We start from the raw sequence: 19737 nt of genomic DNA on the forward strand, positions 1-19737 counted from the left end.
CAATGGACGAAAAGGCAGCACAGGCGCCAACGGGCGCTCCCGGCTCGATGCCTCCGGCCATCGTGGTGATGGGCGTCGCCGGCTGCGGCAAGTCGGCCGTCGGTATTGCACTGGCGGCCGCGCTGGGCGTTACCTTTATCGAGGGCGACAGGCTGCACCCGCCGGAAAACGTCGCACGCATGGCTAGCGGCGAGCCGCTCACCGATCAACTGCGTGAAGGTTGGCTTGACGCGATCGGCGAGCGCATCGCGGGATCGGTGGGGCAGGGCGAAGGCGTGGTTGCCGCCTGCTCGGCGCTGAAGCGCGGCTATCGCGCGCGCTTGAGCGGCTTCTGCCCGGAGATCGTCTTCCTCTATCTGGAGATCGACCCTGCCACGGCCAGGCGGCGTGTCGGCAGCCGCAAGGGCCATTTCATGCCGGCAAGCCTCGTCGACAGCCAGTTCGCCATCCTCGAGCCGCCGACAGCGGATGAGAAGGCCTTGACGCTCGATGCGACCCGCTCGGTCAGCGAACTCGTCGCTGCCGGCGTCCACCGGCTACGCCGGTCATGAACCTTCATCATCAGTGCCGATACCGGTGCTGTCCTGAGCCTCGGTCAGCCGCTGCCGACGGGACCATTTCAGCATCTGCTCGGGGTAGAGCTTCAGCGCCTCCAGCAAGCGGTCGCGCTTGAGCAGGATGTAGTGTGCCTGCACGGCCATGTTCTTGGCTCCAGCCCTGATCGTATCCGTTGCCGGGGTGACGGACGCCTCCGGCGCCAGCGCAGGGCTGAGCACGGCCCGGTATTGCCTGAAGGGAACCACTTCGAAGGTCGACATGGCAAACAGGGCGGTCCTGCCCCTGGCCGCGAAATTCGCCGGCGCCGAGGCGAGGTGGGTCCAGCCGGTCTCGCCCATGGCGGCCTCCGTGAAGGTGGAGCCGGCATGGACGGTGTTGGTCATCGTCACCACGCCATTCTGCTTCAGGATCTTCTGGATGCGGATGGTGACTTGATAGGCATCGTCGCGATCAAAGGCGACCCGGCTTTTCAGGAACCGGTTCTCGACATTGACCAGCGGCGGGTTGAGGAAACGCAGGCCGAAGGCGCTTTCGGAAATACCGTGGGTGTTGACGCTCACCTGATGCGCCTCGATACCGGCCTCGTACAAAGCACGCTTGCCGATGATGGTCTGGGCGATGAATTGATCGCACCAGAGGATGGCGCCGTGGCCGCGCTGCAAAGCCGACCGCAGCCCGTCCAACCCCTCCAGCCGGATCGTCGGCGACCAGCGGCCAGCCACTAGATGCGCGGCGAGCTGCAGGCGGCGGCGATGGCGGGCCGCCAGCAACCCCTCGAATAGCTGGCGCGCATCGATGCCTTCGCCAAGCACAGCGCGCGTGGCGGCAGCGTAAGCGGGAAATTCCTTGCGCATATGGCGCTTCAGGCGAAACCTCGACACGCGGCCGCAGATCGGTGCCCACCAGCGCACCGGCAGTGCCGCTGCCACCATGAGATAGAAGACGGACAGCAGGCTTTCGCGAAGGTCCCTGTTCGAAAAGCGGCGAAGCCTGCCGGGGTGAACTGGCTTGCGGCTGAAGAAGCGCACATCCTCGGCTCGTTCCGGAACGAAGATGTCGGCGATGATTTCAGTGCGAAAGCTTGCGGCCGATGGCAGCTTATGGGCGGCCTTGCGGGATTTCGCGAACCACCACAGCCTCATCGGTCCAGCCCGTTCTTCGACCCCGCTTTACTGCGTCGGCATGGGCCGCGCAAGCTTACGATAGCGAGCGGCAGCCGGTGGTTTAGATCTGCGACGTCAGTTCGACCGGGAAATCGTCATTGTCGGCATCGCGCATGGCGGCGAGGCTGCGATTGTCCAGCACTTCGGCGATCGCCTGCCGCACCTCGAGCATCATGTGCCGGACCTGGCAGGTCGCCTCGTCGCAGTCGTCACAGCGCTGATACTGCGTGCGGCTGGCGCAGGGGATCGGCGCCAGCGGCCCGTCAAGCACGCGCACGACATGGCCGATCTTGATTTCGGAGGCCGGCCGGGCGAGGCGATAGCCGCCTTCCTTACCCTTGCGGCTCTGGACGAAGCCGGCATTGCGCAACTCGCCCAGGATGGCATCGAGGAATTTCTTCGGGATGTTGTTGGCCACCGCGATGTCGTTGACGAAGGCCAACTGGCCGACCGGCAGGCCGGACAGATGCACGAGGGCCTTGAGGCCGTATTTGCCTTTTTTTGTCAGCATGCCCAGATCAACCCATTGAAGCCCCAACCATTCGCATCTGGCGACTGTTTGTGTGCAAATAATGACGTTTTCGCCGCGCGATGATATTTCGCGAAAACAGGCCGCCGAATGGCACGTTAGGCACAAACGCGTTGATTCTTTGTAACGTTTTGCACGGATGCTGCCGATATTCCGCTGAAAACCGGGTTGCCGGCGCACAAAACGAAAAAGCCGGCAAAAGCGCCGGCTTTTTCGTCTGCTCTGGATGTTGCTGCCGTCAGCGGCTGCCGTAGGTCTGGTCGAGCAGGCCGCCGGCGGCGAAATGCTCCTTCTGCACCTTGTCCCAGCCGCCAAAGACATCTTCGACCGTCAGCAGGCGGACATCGGGAAACTGGGCTTTGTATTTGGCTTCCACTGCCGCATCGCGAACCCGCGTGCCGTTCTGGGCGAGGATGTCCTGGCCCTCCGGCGTGTAGAGGAAGTCGAGATAGGTCTTGGCCAGATCGCGCGTGCCATGCTCGTCGGCGACCTTGTCGACGATCGCGACCGGGAATTCGGCCAGCAGGCTGACCGAGGGCGTGACCTGCTCGAACTTGTCGTCGCCATACTCCTTGCGGATGCCGCGCGTCTCCGATTCGAAGGTGATCAGCACGTCACCGATCTCGCGCTGCACGAAGGTGGTGGTAGCGGCACGGCCGCCGGTGTCGAAGATCGGCACGTTGTTGAACAGCTTGGTGATGAACTCCTTCACCTTGGCGTCGTCGCCCTTGAAGGCTTCCTTGGCGTAGGCGGTGGCCGCCAGATAGGTGTAGCGCGCATTGCCTGATGTTTTAGGGTTGGGGAAGATCACCTGCACGTCGTCGCGCACGAGATCGTTCCAGTCCTTGATGTGCTTGGGGTTGCCGGCGCGCACCAGGAAGGACGGCAGCGAATAGAAGGGGGAGGCGTTGTCGGGAAAATCCTTCTGCCAGTCGCCCGAGACGAGGCCCTTCTTGACCAGGAAGTCGATGTCGGTGACCTGGTTGAAGGTGACGACATCGGCGCCAAGGCCTTCGGCGATGGCGCGCGCCTGCGCCGAAGTGCCGGCATGCGACTGGTCGACCGTGACGCCCGGATGCCGCGCGATGAAGGCCTTGTTGACCTGCACGAATAGTTCGCGACCGACATCATAGGACGCGTTGAGCAATTTGTCGGCCGACCAAGCTTGGGAGGATGCCAGGAGCAGGCCGGCGACGGTAGCGACGCCCAGGAAAAAACGCTTCATGAAAACAGCTCCGGATGCAATGAGTTTATGGTCGAACCATAGCTGCGGCGCAGGGCGCGCGACGAGGCACGTCTTGTAGCCGCGTGACCTTTCGGTGAGAAAATGTATCATCGAAATGGACGATTCTTGGAATCTCGTTCCACGTCGAGTCCCCTTATGCCTTGGTTTTTCCGATGCTTGCGTCGTAGCATTTTTTGACATATACAAATGGCATATACAATGAGTTGCGATCATGCCCCGGAACCGCCATTCAACGACACCGCCGAAAGAAGCAAAGCTGTTTCGCAACAACCGCAGCCAGGCGGTGCGCATTCCTGTCGAGTTCGAGCTTCCCGGCGAAAAGGTCTTGATCAGCCGTGAAGGCGATCGCTTGGTCATCGAGCCGGTCCGCAAAGCCGGCCTCACCGCGCTGCTCGCCCAGTGGGCGAAAGAGCCGCCGCTCGCTCCTGAGGACGACTTCCCCGAGATCGACGACACGCCGGTCAAATCGGAGGACATTTTCTAGATGCGGTTCATGCTGGATACGAACATTATCAGCGACATGATCCGAAACCCGGCTGGCAAGGCCGCGAGTGCAATGGTGCGCGAGGGAGACGCCGCCGTGTGCACCAGCATCGTGGTCGCCTCGGAATTGCGATATGGCTGCGCCAAAAAGGGATCGGCCAAGTTGCTCAAGAAGGTCGAGCAATTGCTGGCCGAGATTCCTATCCTGCCGCTCGATGTGCCGGTGGATGTCGAATACGGCGCTCTTCGTGCCGAGCTTGAAGCCGCGGGCCAGACCATTGGCCACAACGATCTTTTTATTGCCGCTCATGCCTGTGCATTGGGCACCACGCTAGTGACCGCCAACACGGGAGAGTTCACCCGGATCAGGAACCTGAAGGTCGAAAACTGGCTGGCTTGAAGCGCATCGCGCTTTAAACCGTGGTTTTGCACATGTCGTTATCCCAAAACCGCGGCGCACTTTGGGCGACATGCATTAGGGCCCGATCTCGGATCAGGCAGCTGGGAAAAGCTTCCAGCGGCCGGGGCGGAACGCCACCCGGCTCTTCTGCGCCGCTGGGTGATTGACTGGCAGTTCGATTTCGACCCGCTGGCGCTCGCCACCGATCTCGAGTTCCACGCGACGCGTGCCGGCGACGCGACGGCTGGCGGCGACCGTGCCGGCGATGCAGCCGCTGCAGCCGTCCAGCAATTCGACATCGTGCGGGCGGAAGTAAAGCGTCGCATCGCCCGAGGGCTCGTTGGGCGCGGCAAGCCCGATCGGGCGGTCGGCGAGCCAGATCTCGCCATTTTCGACCTTGACGGGAAGCGAGCTCGATTCACCGATGAAGCCGTAGACGAAGGGCGAGTTCGGCGTGTCGTAGATGTCGTCGGCGGTGCCGACCTGCTCTATGCGGCCCTGGCTCATCACCACGACGCGGTCGGCAAGCTCCAGTGCCTCTTCCTGGTCGTGGGTGACGAAGACGGTTGTGTGGCCGGTGGCGTCGTGGATTTCGCGCAGCCAGCGGCGCAACTCCCGGCGCACCTGCGCATCGAGGGCGCCGAACGGCTCGTCGAGCAGCAGCACCTTGGGTTCGATGGCCATGGCGCGGGCCAGTGCCACGCGCTGGCGCTGGCCGCCGGAGAGCTGTGCCGGATAGCGCTTCTCCAGGCCCGAAAGCTGGACGAGATCGAGAAGCTCGGAGGCACGGCGGCGGATCTCCTGCGCCGGCGGGCGCGACGGCCCGTGCCGGACCTTCAGGCCGAAGCCGATATTGTCGGCCACCGTCATGTGCCGGAACAGCGCATAGTGCTGGAAGACGAAGCCGACATTGCGGTCCTGGATCGACTTTTGCGAGGCGTCCTCGTCGCCGAAGAAGATATTTCCCCGCGTCGGCCGCTCCAGCCCTGCGATCAGCCTGAGCAGCGTCGTCTTGCCGGACCCGGACGGACCCAGCAACGCGATCAGCTCGCCCGACTTGATGTCGAGCGATACGTCGTGAAGCGCCGGAAACCGGTCAAATTCCTTGCGCACGTTGGCAACGCGGACTTCCATCTACTGAACCCTCTAGTGTCCGCGCGTGGCGGCGATCTCGGCGCCGTAGCGCATCTCGAGAATTGTTTTCAAGACCAGCGTGACGAGCGCCAGGCCCGCAAGCAATGAAGCGACGGCGAAGGCGCCGACGGCGTTGTACTCGTTATAGAGGATTTCGACATGCAGCGGCATGGTGTTGGTCAGGCCGCGTATGTGGCCCGACACCACCGACACCGCGCCGAACTCGCCCATGGCCCGCGCATTGCACAAAAGCACGCCATAGAGCAGCCCCCATTTGACATTGGGCAAGGTCACGTACCAGAAGGTCTGCCAGCCATTCGCGCCGAGCGAAAGGGCTGCTTCCTCGTCGCCATTGCCCTGTTCCTGCATCAGCGGGATCAACTCGCGGGCGACGAAGGGAAAGGTGACAAAGACGGTGGCCAGCACGATGCCCGGCACGGCAAACAGGATGACGATGCCATGCGCTTTCAGCCAGCCGCCGAGCAGACCCTGGGCGCCGAACAAAAGCACATAGACAAGGCCCGATATGACCGGCGAGACCGAGAAGGGCAAGTCGATCAGCGTGGTCAGGAAGGCCTTGCCCTTGAACTCGAACTTGGCAATCGCCCAGGCGGCGGAGATGCCGAAGACGATGTTGAGCGGCACCGAAATCGCCGCCACCAGCAGGGTCAGCCGGATCGCCGAGCGCGTGTCGGCGTCACTCAGCGATTGCGTATAGGCACTGACGCCTTTTGCCAGCGCCTCGTGGAAGAGGACGATCAGCGGCAGGAGCAGAAAGATGCCAAGGAAAGCGAAGACGAAAGCCATCAGGATGGCTTGCGCCGGCCGGCTCTCGGTCACCGCCGCCGAGCGGCTCTCATGATAGGGTTCGTAGGATTTGATCTCGGGATCAGCCATAGCGCTTGCGACTCCATGACTGTGCGAGATTGACGATCAAAAGCATCAAGAACGACAAAAACAGCATGACCGCCGCGATCGCGGTCGCTGCCGGATAATTGTATTCCTCCAGCCGGATGACGATCAGAAGCGGCGCGATCTCGGATTTGTAAGGCAAATTGCCGGCGATGAAGATGACCGAGCCGTATTCGCCAACGCCGCGCGCGAAAGCCAGCGAAAAGCCGGTGATGATGGCCGGCGCAAGGCCCGGAAACAGGATGCGGGTAATGATCTGGAAGCGGCTGGCGCCAAGCGTGGCGGCGGCTTCCTCCACCTCCTTGTCAATCTCCTCCATGATCGGCTGCACCGTGCGCACGACGAAGGGCAGGCCGATGAAGACCAGCGCAATGACGATGCCAAGTGGCGTGTAGGCGACCTTGATGCCAAGCGGCATCAGCAATTTGCCGATCCAGCCGTTCGGCGCGTAGAGCGTGGTCAGCGCGATGCCGGCTACTGCCGTCGGCAAGGCGAAGGGAAGGTCGACCATGGCATCGACGACGCGGCGGCCGGGAAAGCGGTAGCGCACCAGCACCCAGGCGACGAGCGTGCCGAAGACGACGTTGACGGCAGCCGCGATGAAGGCGGTGCCGAAGCTGATTTCCAGCGCGTTGACGGTGCGACGGTCGGTTGCGATTGCCCAGAACTCGGGCCAGCCAAGGGCGGCCGAGCGCCAGATCAGCCCGGACAGCGGGATGAGGATGATGAGGGTGAGGTAGGCAAGCGAGAAGCCGAGCGTCAATCCGAAACCCGGAATGACACTCGGCTGTCTGAACCGCCACCCCGCCTGCGCGGGTGCTGTGGTCATAGCGTCCTGATCTAGATTTAGCTCACTGGGCCGGCTTGTAGATCTGGTCGAATATACCACCATCGCCGAAATGATAAGGCTGCGCCTTCTTCCAGCCGCCAAAAAGCGGATCGTCGATGGAGATCAGCTTGATATCAGGTGTCTTGGGCAGATCCGCCGGCGCCACAAGTTCGGGCTTGGCCGGACGATAGTGGTTCTTGGCGATGATCGTCTGCGCTTCCTTGGAATAGAGCCAGCCCAGATAGGCTTCTGCGACCTTGCGCGTGCCCTTGGCGTCGACATTGGCGTCGACAATCGCCACCGGCGGCTCGGCCAGGATCGATGTCGGCGGGTAGACTATGTCGAAATTGTCGGCGCCGAATTCGTCGAGTGCCAGATAGGCATCGTTTTCCCAGCCGATCAGCACATCGCCGATGCCCTTTTGCGCGAAGGTCACGGTCGAGCCGCGCGCGCCGGTGTCGAGCACCGGGGCATTGGCGTAAAGCTTGCCGACGAATTCCTTGTTCTTGGCCTCGTCACCGCCATCATGGGCGTTGGCGTAGGCCCAGGCGGCGAGATAGTTCCAGCGTGCGCCGCCGGAGGTCTTGGGATTGGGCGTGATCACCTGGACGCCGTCCCTGACGAGGTCGCTCCAGTCGTGGATGCCCTTGGGATTGCCCTTGCGGACAAGGAAGATGATGGTCGAGGTGTAAGGTGCTGAATTGTTTTCGAATTCGGTGCGCCAGTCAGGGTTGATCTTCTTCGATTTCGAGACGATGGCGTTGATGTCGCCTTCGAGCGCCAGTGTCACCACGTCGGCGTCGAGGCCGTCGATCACGGCGCGGGCCTGGGCGCCCGATCCGCCATGCGACTGCTGGACGGTGACCGTCTCGCCGGTCTCGGCTTTCCAATGGGCGACGAAGGCTTCGTCATAGGCCCTGTAGAGCTCGCGTGTCGGATCGTAGGACACGTTGAGAATGGTGGTGTCGGCAAACGCGAAACCGAGCGTGCCGAACTGGACAGATGTGGCGACCAGTGCGCCGAGCAGTTTCCTGAAATGAGGTTTGGTCATTTCTGCCTCCGTTGAACCCACGGCAAATCTACCGAATTGGTAGAAATTAGATGCATTGAATGTTGCCTTTTTTGCCCCTCTGGAGAAAATATTCGACGATCCTTCGCGGCATGGAGAAATATTTTCCTCCTGTGTCTCCGGGAGAAATCCTGCCGGCCATCCAACCTATTTAGAGATGAGCAGTGCCGAGGCAAGGCCGTGTGGAATTTAGTCCGGCGCCTCAATCGGCGGTGATGGGAAAATCGAAACGCTCCTTGGCGAACGGTTCGTTCGCCAGCGTGAAGTGCCACCATTCGCGTGCATAGTTCTTGAAACCGCCGGTGCGCATGGCGTCGACAAGCATCTTGCGGTTTGACACTGCTTCACCGGCGAGGCCGCGGTGGGCAGTTTCGCTCGTCGGGTCAAAGCAGTCGAAACCGGTGCCGAAATCGAGCGTGTCGGTATTGAATGCGCCACAGGCTGGGTTCGGGCTGGACCTGCGATCCGTCCGGGCGATGGCGACGTCGACGGTTGAACCACGCGAATGGGTCGATTGATCTCCGACATAGCCCTTGGCGATCAGATCGCCTCGCTGGACCTTCGAATGCCATTGCGGATCGGGTGGCCCGCCTTGTCTCGTCCATTCGCTCATGTCGGCGACGGCGCGGGCAGGGCGGTAGCAGTCGAACACGACCAGCGTCAGGCTTTTGACGGCGATCGCCTTCTGGACACGGCTGAGTGCCTCTGCCGCCTGCTCGGTGAGGATGCAGGCCGGCGCGTCATAGCCGATCACCTTGCGGTGCAGAAAATTGTCCGATCCGGCGTAGCGGATGTCCTGGCGGATCGAGGGGTCGATATCGGCGAGCTGGACGAAGCCGGCGGGCAGGGCGTCGGCCAAAGCGGGTAGAGGGATTGCCACGACGAGAATCATTGCTGCCAGCGCTGAGGCTACCAACGATCGAGGATTGTGCCTCGGAACAGGCATGGGTGAGTATCCTGCTATCTGCCGAGCGCCCGGAAAGCCAATTCGATGAATCGCTTGGCTCGGTCTATTCGACAAAAACCTTCACACTCGCCGCGCGTCCCGCGGCGTCGATCACGGTCAGCGTCGAATAGCCGGCGCCATCGGGTTGCCAGGTCGCGGTGCGGCGACGATCGATGCCGGCGAGCGGCTTGCCGTTGGCCAGCCAGCGGAACGGCGCGCGACCGCCTTGCAATTTCAAAACCAGCGGCGAGGTCTCGGCAGAGATGGTGCCGAGATCGACGCGGGCGCCGTCGGGCGGGAAGACGATTGTCGGCGCGGGTTCGCTCACTGTTGCCTGCACGAGGCCGTCGGCCCCGGCACCGAAGCGAGCGAGCGTCACCGGCAGATCCTCGCGCCTGGGGCTGAACACGCCGGGCGGCTTGCCCGGCAACGGCACGATGGCCAGGCCCGAGCGGACAAAACCCTCGAAGAGGATGGGAGCGGCCGAGACATAGCCGGACAGGCCCGGCACCGCTCCGGCGTCGGGGCGGCCGACCCAGACACCCAGCACATAGCGGCCGTCGAAGCCGACCGACCAGGCGTCGCGATAGCCGTAGGAGGTGCCGGTCTTGTAGGCGATGCCGCGCTGCGAGGCCCCCTCGGGCGGCTTGACGCCCGACAGAATGTCGATGATCTGCCAGTTGGCCTGACCGTCGAGAATGGTGGCGGTGGTGCGCTCGGCATTGGCAGGCTCGGTGCCGTCATGCAGCGTGTGCGTCTTGCCGCCATTCGCGAGCCCTGTGTAGAGCTGGACGAGGTCGCGTAGTGTTATCCCGACGCCACCGAGGCCGATGGCCAGGCCCGGCGCCTCGTTGACCGGCAGCACGGGGACGACGCCAGCCTGGCGGAAGCGCGCCATCAGGCGCGTTGGTCCGACCGCGTCGAGCACGCGGATCGCCGGCACGTTGAGCGACAGTTGCAGCGCTTGCCGGATGCTGACGTCGCCCTGATAGCCCATGTCGAAATTCTTCGGCCGGTAGCCGGAGAAATCGACAGGGCTGTCATCGATCAGCGTTTCCTGCGCCACCAGCCCCTGTTCGAAGGCAAGACCGTAGATGAACGGCTTCAGCGTCGATCCGGGCGAGCGGACGATCTTGGTCATGTCGATCCAGCCGGAGCGGCTGGCGTCGAAAAAATTGGCCGAGCCGACTTCGCCGAGAATGTCGCCGGTGCGGGAGTCGGCCAGCACCATGGCGACCGATAGGCGAGGCCCGAGCTTGGCGGCCGCATCCCTCGCCACCTGCTCCAGCCCTTCCTGGACGCTCTTGCGGATCGTCAACTGCGATGGCTGGCCGGGAACCGCCTTGGGCAGCATCGCATAGGCGGCGTGTGCGGCGAGCGCCGGCAGCGTGCGGCGCAGACCCGCCACATCGTCGAGGGCGGCACGTGCCGCCTCGCGTTCGCCGAGCAGTCCGGAGGAGATCATGCGGGTCAGCACACGGTCGCGGGCGGCGTGGGCGATTCTCAGGTTGCGGTCGGGCCGGCGCTTTTCCGGCAGCTGCGGCAAAGCGACAAGCAGGGCGGATTCTGACACGGTAAGCCGCTTCGGCTCCTTGCCGAAATAGGCCAGCGAGGCGGCGCGCACGCCTTCCAGATTGCCGCCATAAGGGGCCAGCGTCAGGTAGCGCTCGAGGATCTCGCGCTTGGACAGCCGCCGCTCGATTTGGATGGCGCGCAGCATCTGCTTGATCTTGGAGCCGAGGCTGCGGCTTTCGCGCGGCTCGATCAGCCGGGCAAGCTGCATCGACAGGGTCGAGCCGCCGGAGACGATGCGGCCGCTGGTGGCGAACTGGCCGGCGGCACGGGCCAGCGCCAGCACGTCGACGCCTTCATGATCCCAGAAACGCTTGTCCTCGTAGGTGACCAGCATGTCGACGAATTGCATGTCGACCTGGTCGAGCCGGGTTTCCAGCCGCCAATAGCCATCCGGCGTGGCGAAGGCGCGCAACAGCTGGCCGTCGCGGTCCTGGACTTCGGTGGAGACCGTGAGTTCGGCCGGCAGCGGGGGCGGGAAGGCGCGGTCGAGTTCCCAGAGAGTAGCGGCAGAGAGAGCGAGAATGCCAGTGCAGGAAGCTGCGGCAATGGCGGCGCGACGGAGTTGTTTTCTTGAAAGCATGGCGCTGCCCCTCATTACCCTGCCGGGCATTTCTCCCCGTATAGAGACGGGGAGAAAGGGGCCTGTATTGAGGCTTTCGCCGACTTCCCACGTTTCAGAACGGGTGCCGACGATCGCGACAGCACCCTTCTCCCCGTCTCTATACGGGGAGAAGGTGCCGGCAGGCGGATGAGGGGCAGCGCCATCGTCCTATTCATATCTCCACCACCGGCGCTTCACGGCGCCTTGATCTCCATCATGCCGGTGGCGGTGCGAGCCGAATATTGCGGCCGGTACATGTCTTCCACCGTTGCCGCCGGATGCGCATAGGTGCCCGGTGTCACCGCGCGCACGACATAGGCGAGGGTCAAATTGTGGTCGTGGTCGCCGTCGGCCGGGTTGAACGCCGCGACAAAACGGTCGTCGCGGAATTCGAGATGGGCCGCATCGGTCTGCGCCAGCCACGAGAAGTTCGTCAACTGGGCGCTGGAGACCAGGCCGGGGTTGTCGATCTCGAAGCCGGCTGGCAACAGGTCGGTGATCAGCAGGCGTGACGGCCATTTGTTCTGCTCGTTGACCTTGAGCACGACGACATAGCGTTCGTTCTGCGTCGCCTCGGTGACATTGGCTTCGGTGCCATCGAGCTTGTAGTAGGTGCGAGCGATGGTGAAGCCGTCGCCGCCGGCCGGCAAGGGCTGGATCGGCGACGCCACGGTGGTGACGACGGCCTGCAGCGGGGCCTTGCCGGTGTTGGCGATGGTCAGCGGGCCGTCTATCAGGTCACTGCCGTCGACCTGGTTGGAATAGCCGCCGGAGTGCGGCGCGCCATTGACGGCCAGCGTGATCGAATCATTGCCTTCCTTCAGCGCGCGGGCCGCCAGCAGCATCCAGGATTCGTCCTGGGTACTGGTCCAGCGGGCTTCGGCGCGTTCCCTGGTCACCAGCTTGATCAGTTCCGGCACGATCGTCGGCACCGGCTTCGATTCCGCCGCAAGCGCCAGCATCGACGCACCGTCACGCAGCCGCGAGCCGTAGTCGGAGCGGTAGTAGTCGTAGTCGGTGGTCGACTTGGCGAGTTGCAGGGCGGTCTTGAACGTCGCTTCGGCGCGCGGCGTATCGCCGTAGAGCGCCAGGCTCGCCGCCAGCTGGGCAACGGCCATCGGGCTCGAGAAAGCTTCGAGCTGGGTGTCCGCGTAGTAGCGCAGATCGCCGATCGAGGCCTTCTTGTTGCGGGCCAGCACATAGAGGGCATAGGCAATCTCGCTGCCACGGTCCTGTACGCTCTGGTCGTAGCCGAGCGAGTTCTGCAAATTGCTCAACGCCTGGTTCATGGCCAGGCTCGGCACGTCGTATTTCTGCTCGCGCGCCCTGGTCAGGAAGTCGGTGACATAGGCATCGAGCCATAGATCGCCGGAGCCCGGACCCCATAGGCCGAAGCTGCCGGCCGAGGCCTGGTAGCTCAGAACCTTGTAGATGGCGTCCTGGATGCGGCCGTGGATATCGGGATCGCTGGCCATGCCGATGCCGGATGCCAGCTCATTGACGTAGAGAAGCGGCATGGCGCGGCTGGTGGTCTGCTCGGCGCAACCATAGGGGTAGCGGTCGAGCGTCATCAGCAGCGACGGCACGTCGAAGGCGGCAGCTTGGGTAACGCCGACGCTTACGGAAGCGCCATCGAGCAGGCTTGCCGCCAGCAGTTCCTTGTCGACGCGCAGCGCGCCGCCATTGCCTTTGAGGTCGACCACCAGGCGGGTGGTGACCGGCAATTGCGCCGGACGCACCGGCACATAGAGCGTCTGCTCGACCTTGGTGCCATCGGCATGGGCGAGCTTGATGGTAAGCGAGGCATTGCCGGCCGTCCGTGCGATCAGCGGCACGGTCAGTGTCTGCCGCTTGCCCTGGGCGAGCGTCAGCTTCTGGGGCAGGGGCTTGTCGCCCGTCGACAGGTCGCCCGTCGTTTCGATCGACAGCGCATAGTCGCCGGCGGGGCCATCGGTGTCGGCGACATCGAGGCGCATGACGGCGGCGTCACCAGGCGCCAGGAAGCGCGGCAGGCCGGCGGTGATCACGACGGGATCGCGCACGATGACGTCGGACTGGGAATGGCCGACCGCATCCTTGGTCCAGGCGACAGCCATGACGCGCACGGTGCCGTTGAACTGCGGAATGTCGAAGTCGATCCGTGCCTTGCCGTCGGCGTCAAGCTCGACGGGACCGGAGAAGAAGGCGACCAGCTTTTCTGTCGGCGGGCTGCCCTGCGCCTGCATGTTGGCGCCGTCGCCGCCGGTCCTGAGCTTGCCGGTGTTGCCTAGCGAGCCGTCGATCAGGCGACCGTAGATGTCGCGGATTTCCATACCCAGCATGCGCTGGCCGAAGAACCAGTTCTCCGGATCCGGCGCCTTGTAGTTGGTCAGGTTGAGGATGCCGACATCGACGGCGGCAACCATGACATAGGCATTGCTGCCCGCCTGCACGCCGGCCACGGAAACCGGGATCGACAGCTGCTGGCGCGGCATGGTCTTGTCCGGCGGCGTCAGGGTGATGGCGAGCTTCTTCGAGCTCGGATCGACCTTCAGCCATTTCACGCCGATGGCGCGGGCCGGCATGCGCGTTTCCTGCGCCTCGCCCGGCCGGAACAGGGTTGCCGTGACATAGGCGCCGGCGCCCCAGTCGTCGCCGACCGGAATATCGACGGTGCCGCCTCCGGCCGGTACTGACGCCGTGACGGTCTTCAACAGCTTGTCGGAACCGATGTTGATGAGAAGTTCGCCCGCAAAATGCGGCGACACTTTCAGCTTGGCCACTTCGCCGGCGGCATAGGTGTCCTTGTCGAGGGCGATCTCGAGGCCGTCAGGCGTTTCGGTGGTGGTCGACGAGACATACCAGCCGGCATCGAACTCGTAGCTGGTCGCCGGTCCTTCTGGATCGGCGGTTTCAACCTCGAGCCGGTATTGGCCCCAATCGACCGGCACGGAGACCGTTGCATCGCCATCGGCGCTGAGGTCGATCTGGCCGTTGGCGATCGACTTGGTGAAGGTGACCGGCTCGTAGTTCCAGGAATTGTTGGAGCGGTACCACTGGTAATTGCGTTCGACCTTGACCAGCGTCCATTGCGCGCCTTTCAGCGCCTCACGCTTGCCGTCGGGATCGACGGCGAGCAGGCTGAACTTCGCCGTGCCGCCTTGCGGCACTTCATTGTCGGCGAAGTCAGGGCGGATGCCGATCATATGGCCTTGCGGGCGGATGCCGATGTTGAGCGAACGCTCGATGGCGCGGCCACCGGTTTCGCGCATCCTGACCGTCACCTTGGCGTCGACCAGCTTGGTGGTCGAGGGCAGCTGCTCGACGGAGACCGGGAAGGTCGCCTTGCCGTCATCGCCAACCACCGGCAGATCGGCGAAAGGGGTGACCGTGGGTTCCGCCGACTGCTCGTCGGCAAGGCCGAAGGAAAAGCCCTGGAAACGGTCCCAATCGCGCGATGTCGACAGCGTCAACTCGCCTTCGAGCGCCAGGCCCGCCGCCGGCGCGCCATAGAGAAAGCGGCCGTCAATGTTGATGTTGGCGGTTTCGCCCTGCGCGATCTCCTGCTTGTCGGCCGTCATGTCGAATTCGATGCGATCCGGCACGAAATCCTCGACCAGGAACATCTGGCTGGCCACCGCCGCCTGCTTGGGATCGGTATGGATCGACACCGACCAGGTGCCGCGCATGGCGTTGGGTTCGAGCGGCAGGTCGACGGCATGGCCGCCGGCAGAGGCGCCGTCGCTGACGATGCGGCGGTCCTCGACGCCGTCCGGACGCGAGAAGATGAAGGTCAGCGGCAGGTTTTCGACCGCCTTGGCGGCGCCGTCGCGGGCAAGGGCCGCGACATGAACATCCTCGCCAGCGCGGTAAATACCACGTTCGGTCCAGGCATAGACGTCGAGCGCGCCTGGCGCCGCGCGCCCGGTGACGCCGCGGTCGGACAGGTCGAAGCCCGCCCGGCCCATGTCGAGGAAGACGAAATCATCGTCGCCCTGCTTGGCCATCAGCACGGCCGGCACCATGCCGCCGTCGCCGCGCGTGAGGCCGGGGTTGAAGACGGCGTGGCCATCGGCATCCGATGTCGCCGTGCCGAGAACCTCGTTGTTCCTGGCAACCAGGGTCAGTTCGGCGCCTGCTATCGGCTTGGCACCGCCCAGCGAACGGGCAAAGACATTGAGCCCGTCCTGGCCGGTATAAGTCGACAGGCCGATGTCGGAGACGACGAACCATTGCGTGGCCATGGAATTATAGTCGTCGCTGTTGTCGTTGACGGCCTGGGCGGTCAGCACATAGACGCCGGGCTTGCGCCGCGGCAGCGCTTCGTCGACCGGGAAGGAGGTGGTGACCTCCTTGTTGAGATCGTTGGCGATGTCGAGCTGGCCTTGCCAGACCGGCGCGCCCATCTGCTCGGAAATGTTGGAGATGTCATAGCCGTCGAGTTGGTGCAGGAACTGGTAGCCCGACAGAAGCTGCGCCAACGAACGGTCGCCGATGCGATAGAGCTTCATTTCGGCGGCGTTCATGTTGACGGTGACGACCGGAATGCCGCGGCGCGCGCCGGCCGGCAGCACGAAGCTGTCACCGGTGAAGCGGGCGGACGGTGCGCGGTCCTGGACATAGATCGACAGCACCACGGGGGCCGCGGTCACTTCGCCGATGGCCGCCGGCAGGCCGGCGCGGAAGGTGACGTCGTAATGCTGGCCGTGCTCCAGCCCTTCGACGCAGATCTGCTTGTCCTTGGCCTCGACGCCCTTGGGCGGCGCGTTGTCGACGGTGACGAACTGCGCATAGTCGACGCCGGTCTTGACCAGATCCTCGGAGAATTGCGCGCAGATGCGCGGCGCGCTGGTGTCGGCATCGACGGTGTGGTCGATGACTCGGAACCCTTTGCGTGCCTTGAGATCGGCATAGTCGGCCTGGACCGCCGGCGAAGGGTTTAGAGCAAGGCTGGCTTCATAGGCCTGCAGGGCCGGCCGGTAGAGGTCGCGCTTGTCGAGGCCGTTGCCGAGCAGCGCCAGCACTTCGGCGCGCGTCTTGGTGGTGCGCAGCAACTTGTAGGCATTGAAAGCGGCAGAGGTGCCGTTTGCCGGCAAAGTGGAGGCATCCGAGGTGTTGGCGGCGGGCTGCACTGCCAGCGTTTCACGCGCCAGGTTGAGCCAAAGCTGGCCATCGTCGGGCAGCACCGAGACCGCGGCCTCGTATTTCAGCATGGCGGAGCGATGATCGCCGGTCAGCACGGCCTGTTCGGCGGCGTTCATCAGGGCCGCCATGCCCTCGGTCGGTTTGTCATAGGCCGGGCCGAGCAACTTGTTGCGGTATTGCTGGGCCTGATCGGCCATCCAGTTGGGGAAGAAGGCGAGTTCAGGCGGCGCGCCGATATCGGGATCGCCATCGATGTTGACGACCTTGCCGGCGACCGCGCCGCTGAACGATTTCAGCTGGTTGTAGTCGGATTTGAGGAAGCACCATTTGGCTTTTTTGTTGTAGGTGAAGGCGCGGCAGGCTGGATCGCCCAGACATGTCGTCTTGCACTGGTCGAGCGTGACGTTCTGGTCGGATCTGAGATCAAAGCCGAAATAATCGGAATTGTCCGTCGTCGCTATTCGTCGGGACTCAGTCGCTTGCGCGATACCGCTCCAGGCTAAGACATTGGCCAAGGCAAAAAACAGAAGAATCAGGACCGACAGACCACGAGCCGCGCGCATTGCCATAGCACCCCTCCAGACACAGCTAACGTCCAGGCATGATCAAGCTTCAGTCGGGCTTGTCAACACAAGGACGCGGCAGGGTTCCGCCTGCCAACGGTTTCCTTTCCGGCCGATGGCCGGTAGTACCTCCATAGGACAGGGGATCACGCTTTCTTGCGGCAACGCAAAAGGTGTGAATTCCAAGCCCGTCCTATTTCAGACAATTGGATTGTGGCCCCTTTACGAGCGCTTCAGAACTTCATTCCAATTTTAGTTTTATAACCTAGGTTGTCTTAATGCCGGCGCATGAAGAGCAGATGTCAGGAGGTGGCACGCCAGGGCGTGTGCTTCCGCGCGCCCTGCTCTTGGCCATGATGTGCTTGGGCGCGCTGGTCGCCGAATCGCGGTCGGCGGCGGCTTTCGAGCTTTTCGGCATCAAGCTGTGGGGATCGTCCAGCGACGAGGACGCCGACATCGTCGATCCCATGCGCTACGCGGTCACCATCAATGCCCCCGACGCCGACAAGGATCTCGTCAAGAAGCTCGAAAACGCCTCGACCCTGAAAAGTGACGAGGAACGTCCGGTTTCCGGTTCGCTCGGGCTGATGGCCAAGGCGCGCGGCGATCGCGAACAGCTTGTCGCCGCGCTCTATGCCGATGCTCGCTACGAAGGCGTCGTCACCGTCACCATCGAGGGCAAGCCGCTCGACGATTTGCCGCCGGACGCCGAATTCAAGGGGCCGCAGCCGGTCCCGGTGGTCATCGATATCGCCAGCGGGCCGAAATTCACTTTGGGCAATATCCGGCTGCAAGGTGACGCGGCGGGGCTGATGAGCGCCGATTATGGCCTGATATCAGGCGGCGACGCCGGGTCCGGCGCCGTGCTCAAGGCGGAGGCGCTGATCGTGCGGACGCTGAAAGAGCAAGGCAGGCCGCTGGCCAAGGTAACGGACCGCCAGATTGTCGCCGACCATGCGACTTCGACGCTGGACGTGACGCTGACGGTCGCGGCCGGGCCGGTCGCCGGCTACGGCCCCACCACGGTGGAAGGCACCGAGAAGGTCGACCGTGACTTCACCGAATACATGACCGGCCTCAAGCGCGGCCGGCAATACTCGCCGCAAGAGATCGACGACGCGCGCGACCGGCTGCTGGCGCTCGAGGTCTTCAACAGCGTGACGTTCAAGGAAGCCGACACGCTCGACGCCGACGGCAACATTCCGATCGGCGTCCAGGTCAGCGAGCGCAAACCACGCTATTTCGGGGTCGGCGGCACCTTTTCCAACACCGAGGGGCTGGGCCTGGAAGGCTATTGGGGCCACCGCAACCTGTTTGGCCGGGCCGAAAAGCTGCGCATCGACGGCAAGATCAGCGGCATCGGCAGCAACGATCTCGGCGAACTCAACTACAATGCCGGCATCATGTTCGAGAAGCCCGGCGTGATCGGGCCGGCATCGAAGTTCTTCGCCAGCGTCAAGACCGTGCTAGAACATCCTGATGCCTATGACCATTTCTCGGTCAAGGGCAGCACCGGCCTGTCCTACGAACTGACCAAGAAGCAGACGGTTTCAGCCGAGGTGGCGCTCGACTATTCCCGCATCCACGACGCTTTCGGCAAGCACAAATATCTGATCGCCAGCATTCCGCTGCAATATGTCTATGACAACAGGGACAACCGGCTGAATCCGACCAGCGGCTTCCGCGTGCTGGCCTATGCGGAGCCCAGCTACGACATTTTGAGCGGCGCGGCTTTCCTCAAGCTGAAGGGCGAGGGATCGGCCTATCAGTCGCTGGATTCGGCCTCGAAATTCGTGCTGGCCGAACGTGTCGCCATCGGTTCGATCGTCGGCACCAGCCTTGAAAATGTGCCGGCCGACCGGCGCTTCTATTCCGGCGGTGGCGGTTCGGTGCGCGGCTATGCCTATCAGGGCATCGGCCCCAAGGATTTCACCGGCCAGCCGATCGGCGGTCTGTCGTTCTTCGAGACTTCGGTCGAAATGCGCATCGCCATCACCGACACGATCGGCATCGTGCCATTTGTCGATGCCGGGACCGTGTCGACCAAATCGTTCCCCGATTTTGCCGACGTCAAGGTCGGCGCCGGCGTCGGCCTGCGCTATGTGACGCCATTCGGGCCACTGCGCATCGATGCGGCCGTGCCGCTCAACCGCGATCCGAGCGATCCGCATTTCGGCATCTATGCCGGCATCGGACAGGCGTTTTGACGATGAAGACGGTCTGGCGCATTTTCCGCATTGTCCTTTACACGCTGCTGATCGTGGTCGCGGGTGCGATCGGCGCGCTGGTCGTGCTGACCAAGACCGAGCGCGGACGCGACAATCTCGCCGGCATCATCTCGCGCCTGGCTTCGAGCGACGACCGCAAGATCACGGTCAGCGGCATCGACGGCATCTGGTCCGGGGCTCTCAGCGTCGACCATGTCGTGCTGGAAGACCGGGAGGGCGCCTGGCTGGTGGCGCGCAAGGTGGCCGTCGATTGGTCGCCGCTGGCGCTGCTGTCGAAAAATTTCAGCGCCGACCGCATCGCGGCCGAGCGCATAGAACTCGCCCGGTTGCCGGTGGCCAGCACGCAGCCGGCGCGGAGCGGCGGCGCGACGACGCTG

15 protein-coding genes are annotated in these 19737 nt (G+C 63.5%); 5 read left to right on the forward strand and 10 right to left on the reverse strand.

Features of this window, described 5'->3' with window-relative positions; genetic code table 11:
- Positions 1–2: 2 nt before the first annotated feature.
- Entirely contained in the window at positions 3–551 is a 549-nt protein-coding gene (locus NKH02_RS22180) for a gluconokinase (protein WP_352865555.1), read from the forward strand.
- Here the strand turns inward: NKH02_RS22180 and NKH02_RS22185 are convergent.
- The 3 genes from NKH02_RS22185 to NKH02_RS22195 all read right to left on the reverse strand — a co-directional run bounded on the left by NKH02_RS22185 (position 546) and on the right by NKH02_RS22195 (position 3475).
- A complete protein-coding gene (locus tag NKH02_RS22185; protein WP_352865552.1) occupies positions 546–1700 on the reverse strand; it encodes a hypothetical protein in 1155 nt (384 codons plus the stop codon). The genes NKH02_RS22180 and NKH02_RS22185 overlap by 6 nt on opposite strands.
- Positions 1701–1782: 82 nt before the next feature.
- Positions 1783–2232 carry an RrF2 family transcriptional regulator gene (locus tag NKH02_RS22190; RefSeq protein ID WP_136622569.1) on the reverse strand — a complete coding sequence of 150 codons (450 nt, stop codon included), beginning with the start codon at positions 2230–2232 and terminating at the stop codon, positions 1783–1785.
- Positions 2233–2488: 256 nt separating this feature from the next.
- Positions 2489–3475, reverse strand: coding sequence for a sulfate ABC transporter substrate-binding protein (locus NKH02_RS22195; protein WP_352865550.1), 987 nt, complete (start codon positions 3473–3475; stop codon positions 2489–2491).
- A gap of 232 nt (positions 3476–3707) precedes the next feature.
- Between NKH02_RS22195 and NKH02_RS22200 the strand changes: the two genes are divergently transcribed.
- Positions 3708–3980, forward strand: a complete 273-nt coding sequence (locus tag NKH02_RS22200; protein WP_352865548.1) for an antitoxin — start codon at positions 3708–3710, stop codon at positions 3978–3980.
- Complete coding sequence (locus NKH02_RS22205) at positions 3981–4379, forward strand: type II toxin-antitoxin system VapC family toxin (protein ID WP_352865545.1); 399 nt, start codon at positions 3981–3983, stop codon at positions 4377–4379.
- 93 nt (positions 4380–4472) lie between these two features.
- On the opposite strand, the gene NKH02_RS22210 is transcribed toward NKH02_RS22205, so the two are convergent.
- From NKH02_RS22210 to NKH02_RS22240, 7 genes are all read right to left on the reverse strand, one after another.
- Positions 4473–5513: a sulfate/molybdate ABC transporter ATP-binding protein gene (locus tag NKH02_RS22210; protein WP_352865544.1), complete on the reverse strand. Its 1041-nt coding sequence runs from the start codon at positions 5511–5513 to the stop codon at positions 4473–4475.
- A 12-nt stretch (positions 5514–5525) separates the two neighbouring features.
- The gene (cysW, locus tag NKH02_RS22215; RefSeq protein WP_352881464.1) at positions 5526–6410 is read right to left on the reverse strand and encodes a sulfate ABC transporter permease subunit CysW; all 885 of its coding nucleotides are present in this window, start codon (positions 6408–6410) and stop codon (positions 5526–5528) included.
- The gene (cysT, locus tag NKH02_RS22220) at positions 6403–7254 is read right to left on the reverse strand and encodes a sulfate ABC transporter permease subunit CysT (RefSeq protein ID WP_352881466.1); all 852 of its coding nucleotides are present in this window, start codon (positions 7252–7254) and stop codon (positions 6403–6405) included. Before cysT ends, cysW begins: the two co-directional genes overlap by 8 nt.
- A gap of 22 nt (positions 7255–7276) precedes the next feature.
- Positions 7277–8305, reverse strand: a complete 1029-nt coding sequence (locus tag NKH02_RS22225; protein WP_352865536.1) for a sulfate ABC transporter substrate-binding protein — start codon at positions 8303–8305, stop codon at positions 7277–7279.
- Between the two features lie 220 nt (positions 8306–8525).
- Positions 8526–9203, reverse strand: coding sequence for a M15 family metallopeptidase (locus NKH02_RS22230; RefSeq protein ID WP_352881468.1), 678 nt, complete (start codon positions 9201–9203; stop codon positions 8526–8528).
- Between the two features lie 130 nt (positions 9204–9333).
- Positions 9334–11424: a penicillin-binding protein 1C gene (pbpC, locus tag NKH02_RS22235; RefSeq protein ID WP_352881471.1), complete on the reverse strand. Its 2091-nt coding sequence runs from the start codon at positions 11422–11424 to the stop codon at positions 9334–9336.
- A gap of 215 nt (positions 11425–11639) precedes the next feature.
- Positions 11640–17138: an alpha-2-macroglobulin family protein gene (locus NKH02_RS22240; RefSeq protein WP_352881474.1), complete on the reverse strand. Its 5499-nt coding sequence runs from the start codon at positions 17136–17138 to the stop codon at positions 11640–11642.
- A gap of 272 nt (positions 17139–17410) precedes the next feature.
- Here NKH02_RS22240 and NKH02_RS22245 point away from each other — a divergent pair, with 272 nt between their 5' ends.
- Together NKH02_RS22245 and NKH02_RS22250 are read left to right on the forward strand one after the other, a co-directional pair.
- Positions 17411–19339 carry an autotransporter assembly complex protein TamA gene (locus tag NKH02_RS22245; RefSeq protein WP_352881477.1) on the forward strand — a complete coding sequence of 643 codons (1929 nt, stop codon included), beginning with the start codon at positions 17411–17413 and terminating at the stop codon, positions 19337–19339.
- Between the two features lie 2 nt (positions 19340–19341).
- Positions 19342–19737 (forward strand): hypothetical protein (locus tag NKH02_RS22250; protein WP_352881480.1); only part of this gene is annotated, 396 nt, incomplete at its 3' end.

It is taken from the genome of Mesorhizobium sp. M1396, from assembly GCF_040317725.1.
GTDB lineage: Bacteria > Pseudomonadota > Alphaproteobacteria > Rhizobiales > Rhizobiaceae > Mesorhizobium.

Excerpts from the sequence above, each read along its gene's own strand:
- NKH02_RS22180 (WP_352865555.1), top strand. The coding sequence starts at position 3 with ATGGACGAAAAGGCAGCACAGGCGCCAACGGGCGCTCCCGGCTCGATG.
- NKH02_RS22185 (WP_352865552.1), bottom strand. The coding sequence starts at position 1,700 with ATGAGGCTGTGGTGGTTCGCGAAATCCCGCAAGGCCGCCCATAAGCTG.
- NKH02_RS22190 (WP_136622569.1), bottom strand. The coding sequence starts at position 2,232 with ATGCTGACAAAAAAAGGCAAATACGGCCTCAAGGCCCTCGTGCATCTG.
- NKH02_RS22195 (WP_352865550.1), bottom strand. The coding sequence starts at position 3,475 with ATGAAGCGTTTTTTCCTGGGCGTCGCTACCGTCGCCGGCCTGCTCCTG.
- NKH02_RS22200 (WP_352865548.1), top strand. The coding sequence starts at position 3,708 with ATGCCCCGGAACCGCCATTCAACGACACCGCCGAAAGAAGCAAAGCTG.
- NKH02_RS22205 (WP_352865545.1), top strand. The coding sequence starts at position 3,981 with ATGCGGTTCATGCTGGATACGAACATTATCAGCGACATGATCCGAAAC.
- NKH02_RS22210 (WP_352865544.1), bottom strand. The coding sequence starts at position 5,513 with ATGGAAGTCCGCGTTGCCAACGTGCGCAAGGAATTTGACCGGTTTCCG.
- cysW (WP_352881464.1), bottom strand. The coding sequence starts at position 6,410 with ATGGCTGATCCCGAGATCAAATCCTACGAACCCTATCATGAGAGCCGC.
- cysT (WP_352881466.1), bottom strand. The coding sequence starts at position 7,254 with ATGACCACAGCACCCGCGCAGGCGGGGTGGCGGTTCAGACAGCCGAGT.
- NKH02_RS22225 (WP_352865536.1), bottom strand. The coding sequence starts at position 8,305 with ATGACCAAACCTCATTTCAGGAAACTGCTCGGCGCACTGGTCGCCACA.
- pbpC (WP_352881471.1), bottom strand. The coding sequence starts at position 11,424 with ATGCTTTCAAGAAAACAACTCCGTCGCGCCGCCATTGCCGCAGCTTCC.
- NKH02_RS22240 (WP_352881474.1), bottom strand. The coding sequence starts at position 17,138 with ATGGCAATGCGCGCGGCTCGTGGTCTGTCGGTCCTGATTCTTCTGTTT.
- NKH02_RS22245 (WP_352881477.1), top strand. The coding sequence starts at position 17,411 with ATGCCGGCGCATGAAGAGCAGATGTCAGGAGGTGGCACGCCAGGGCGT.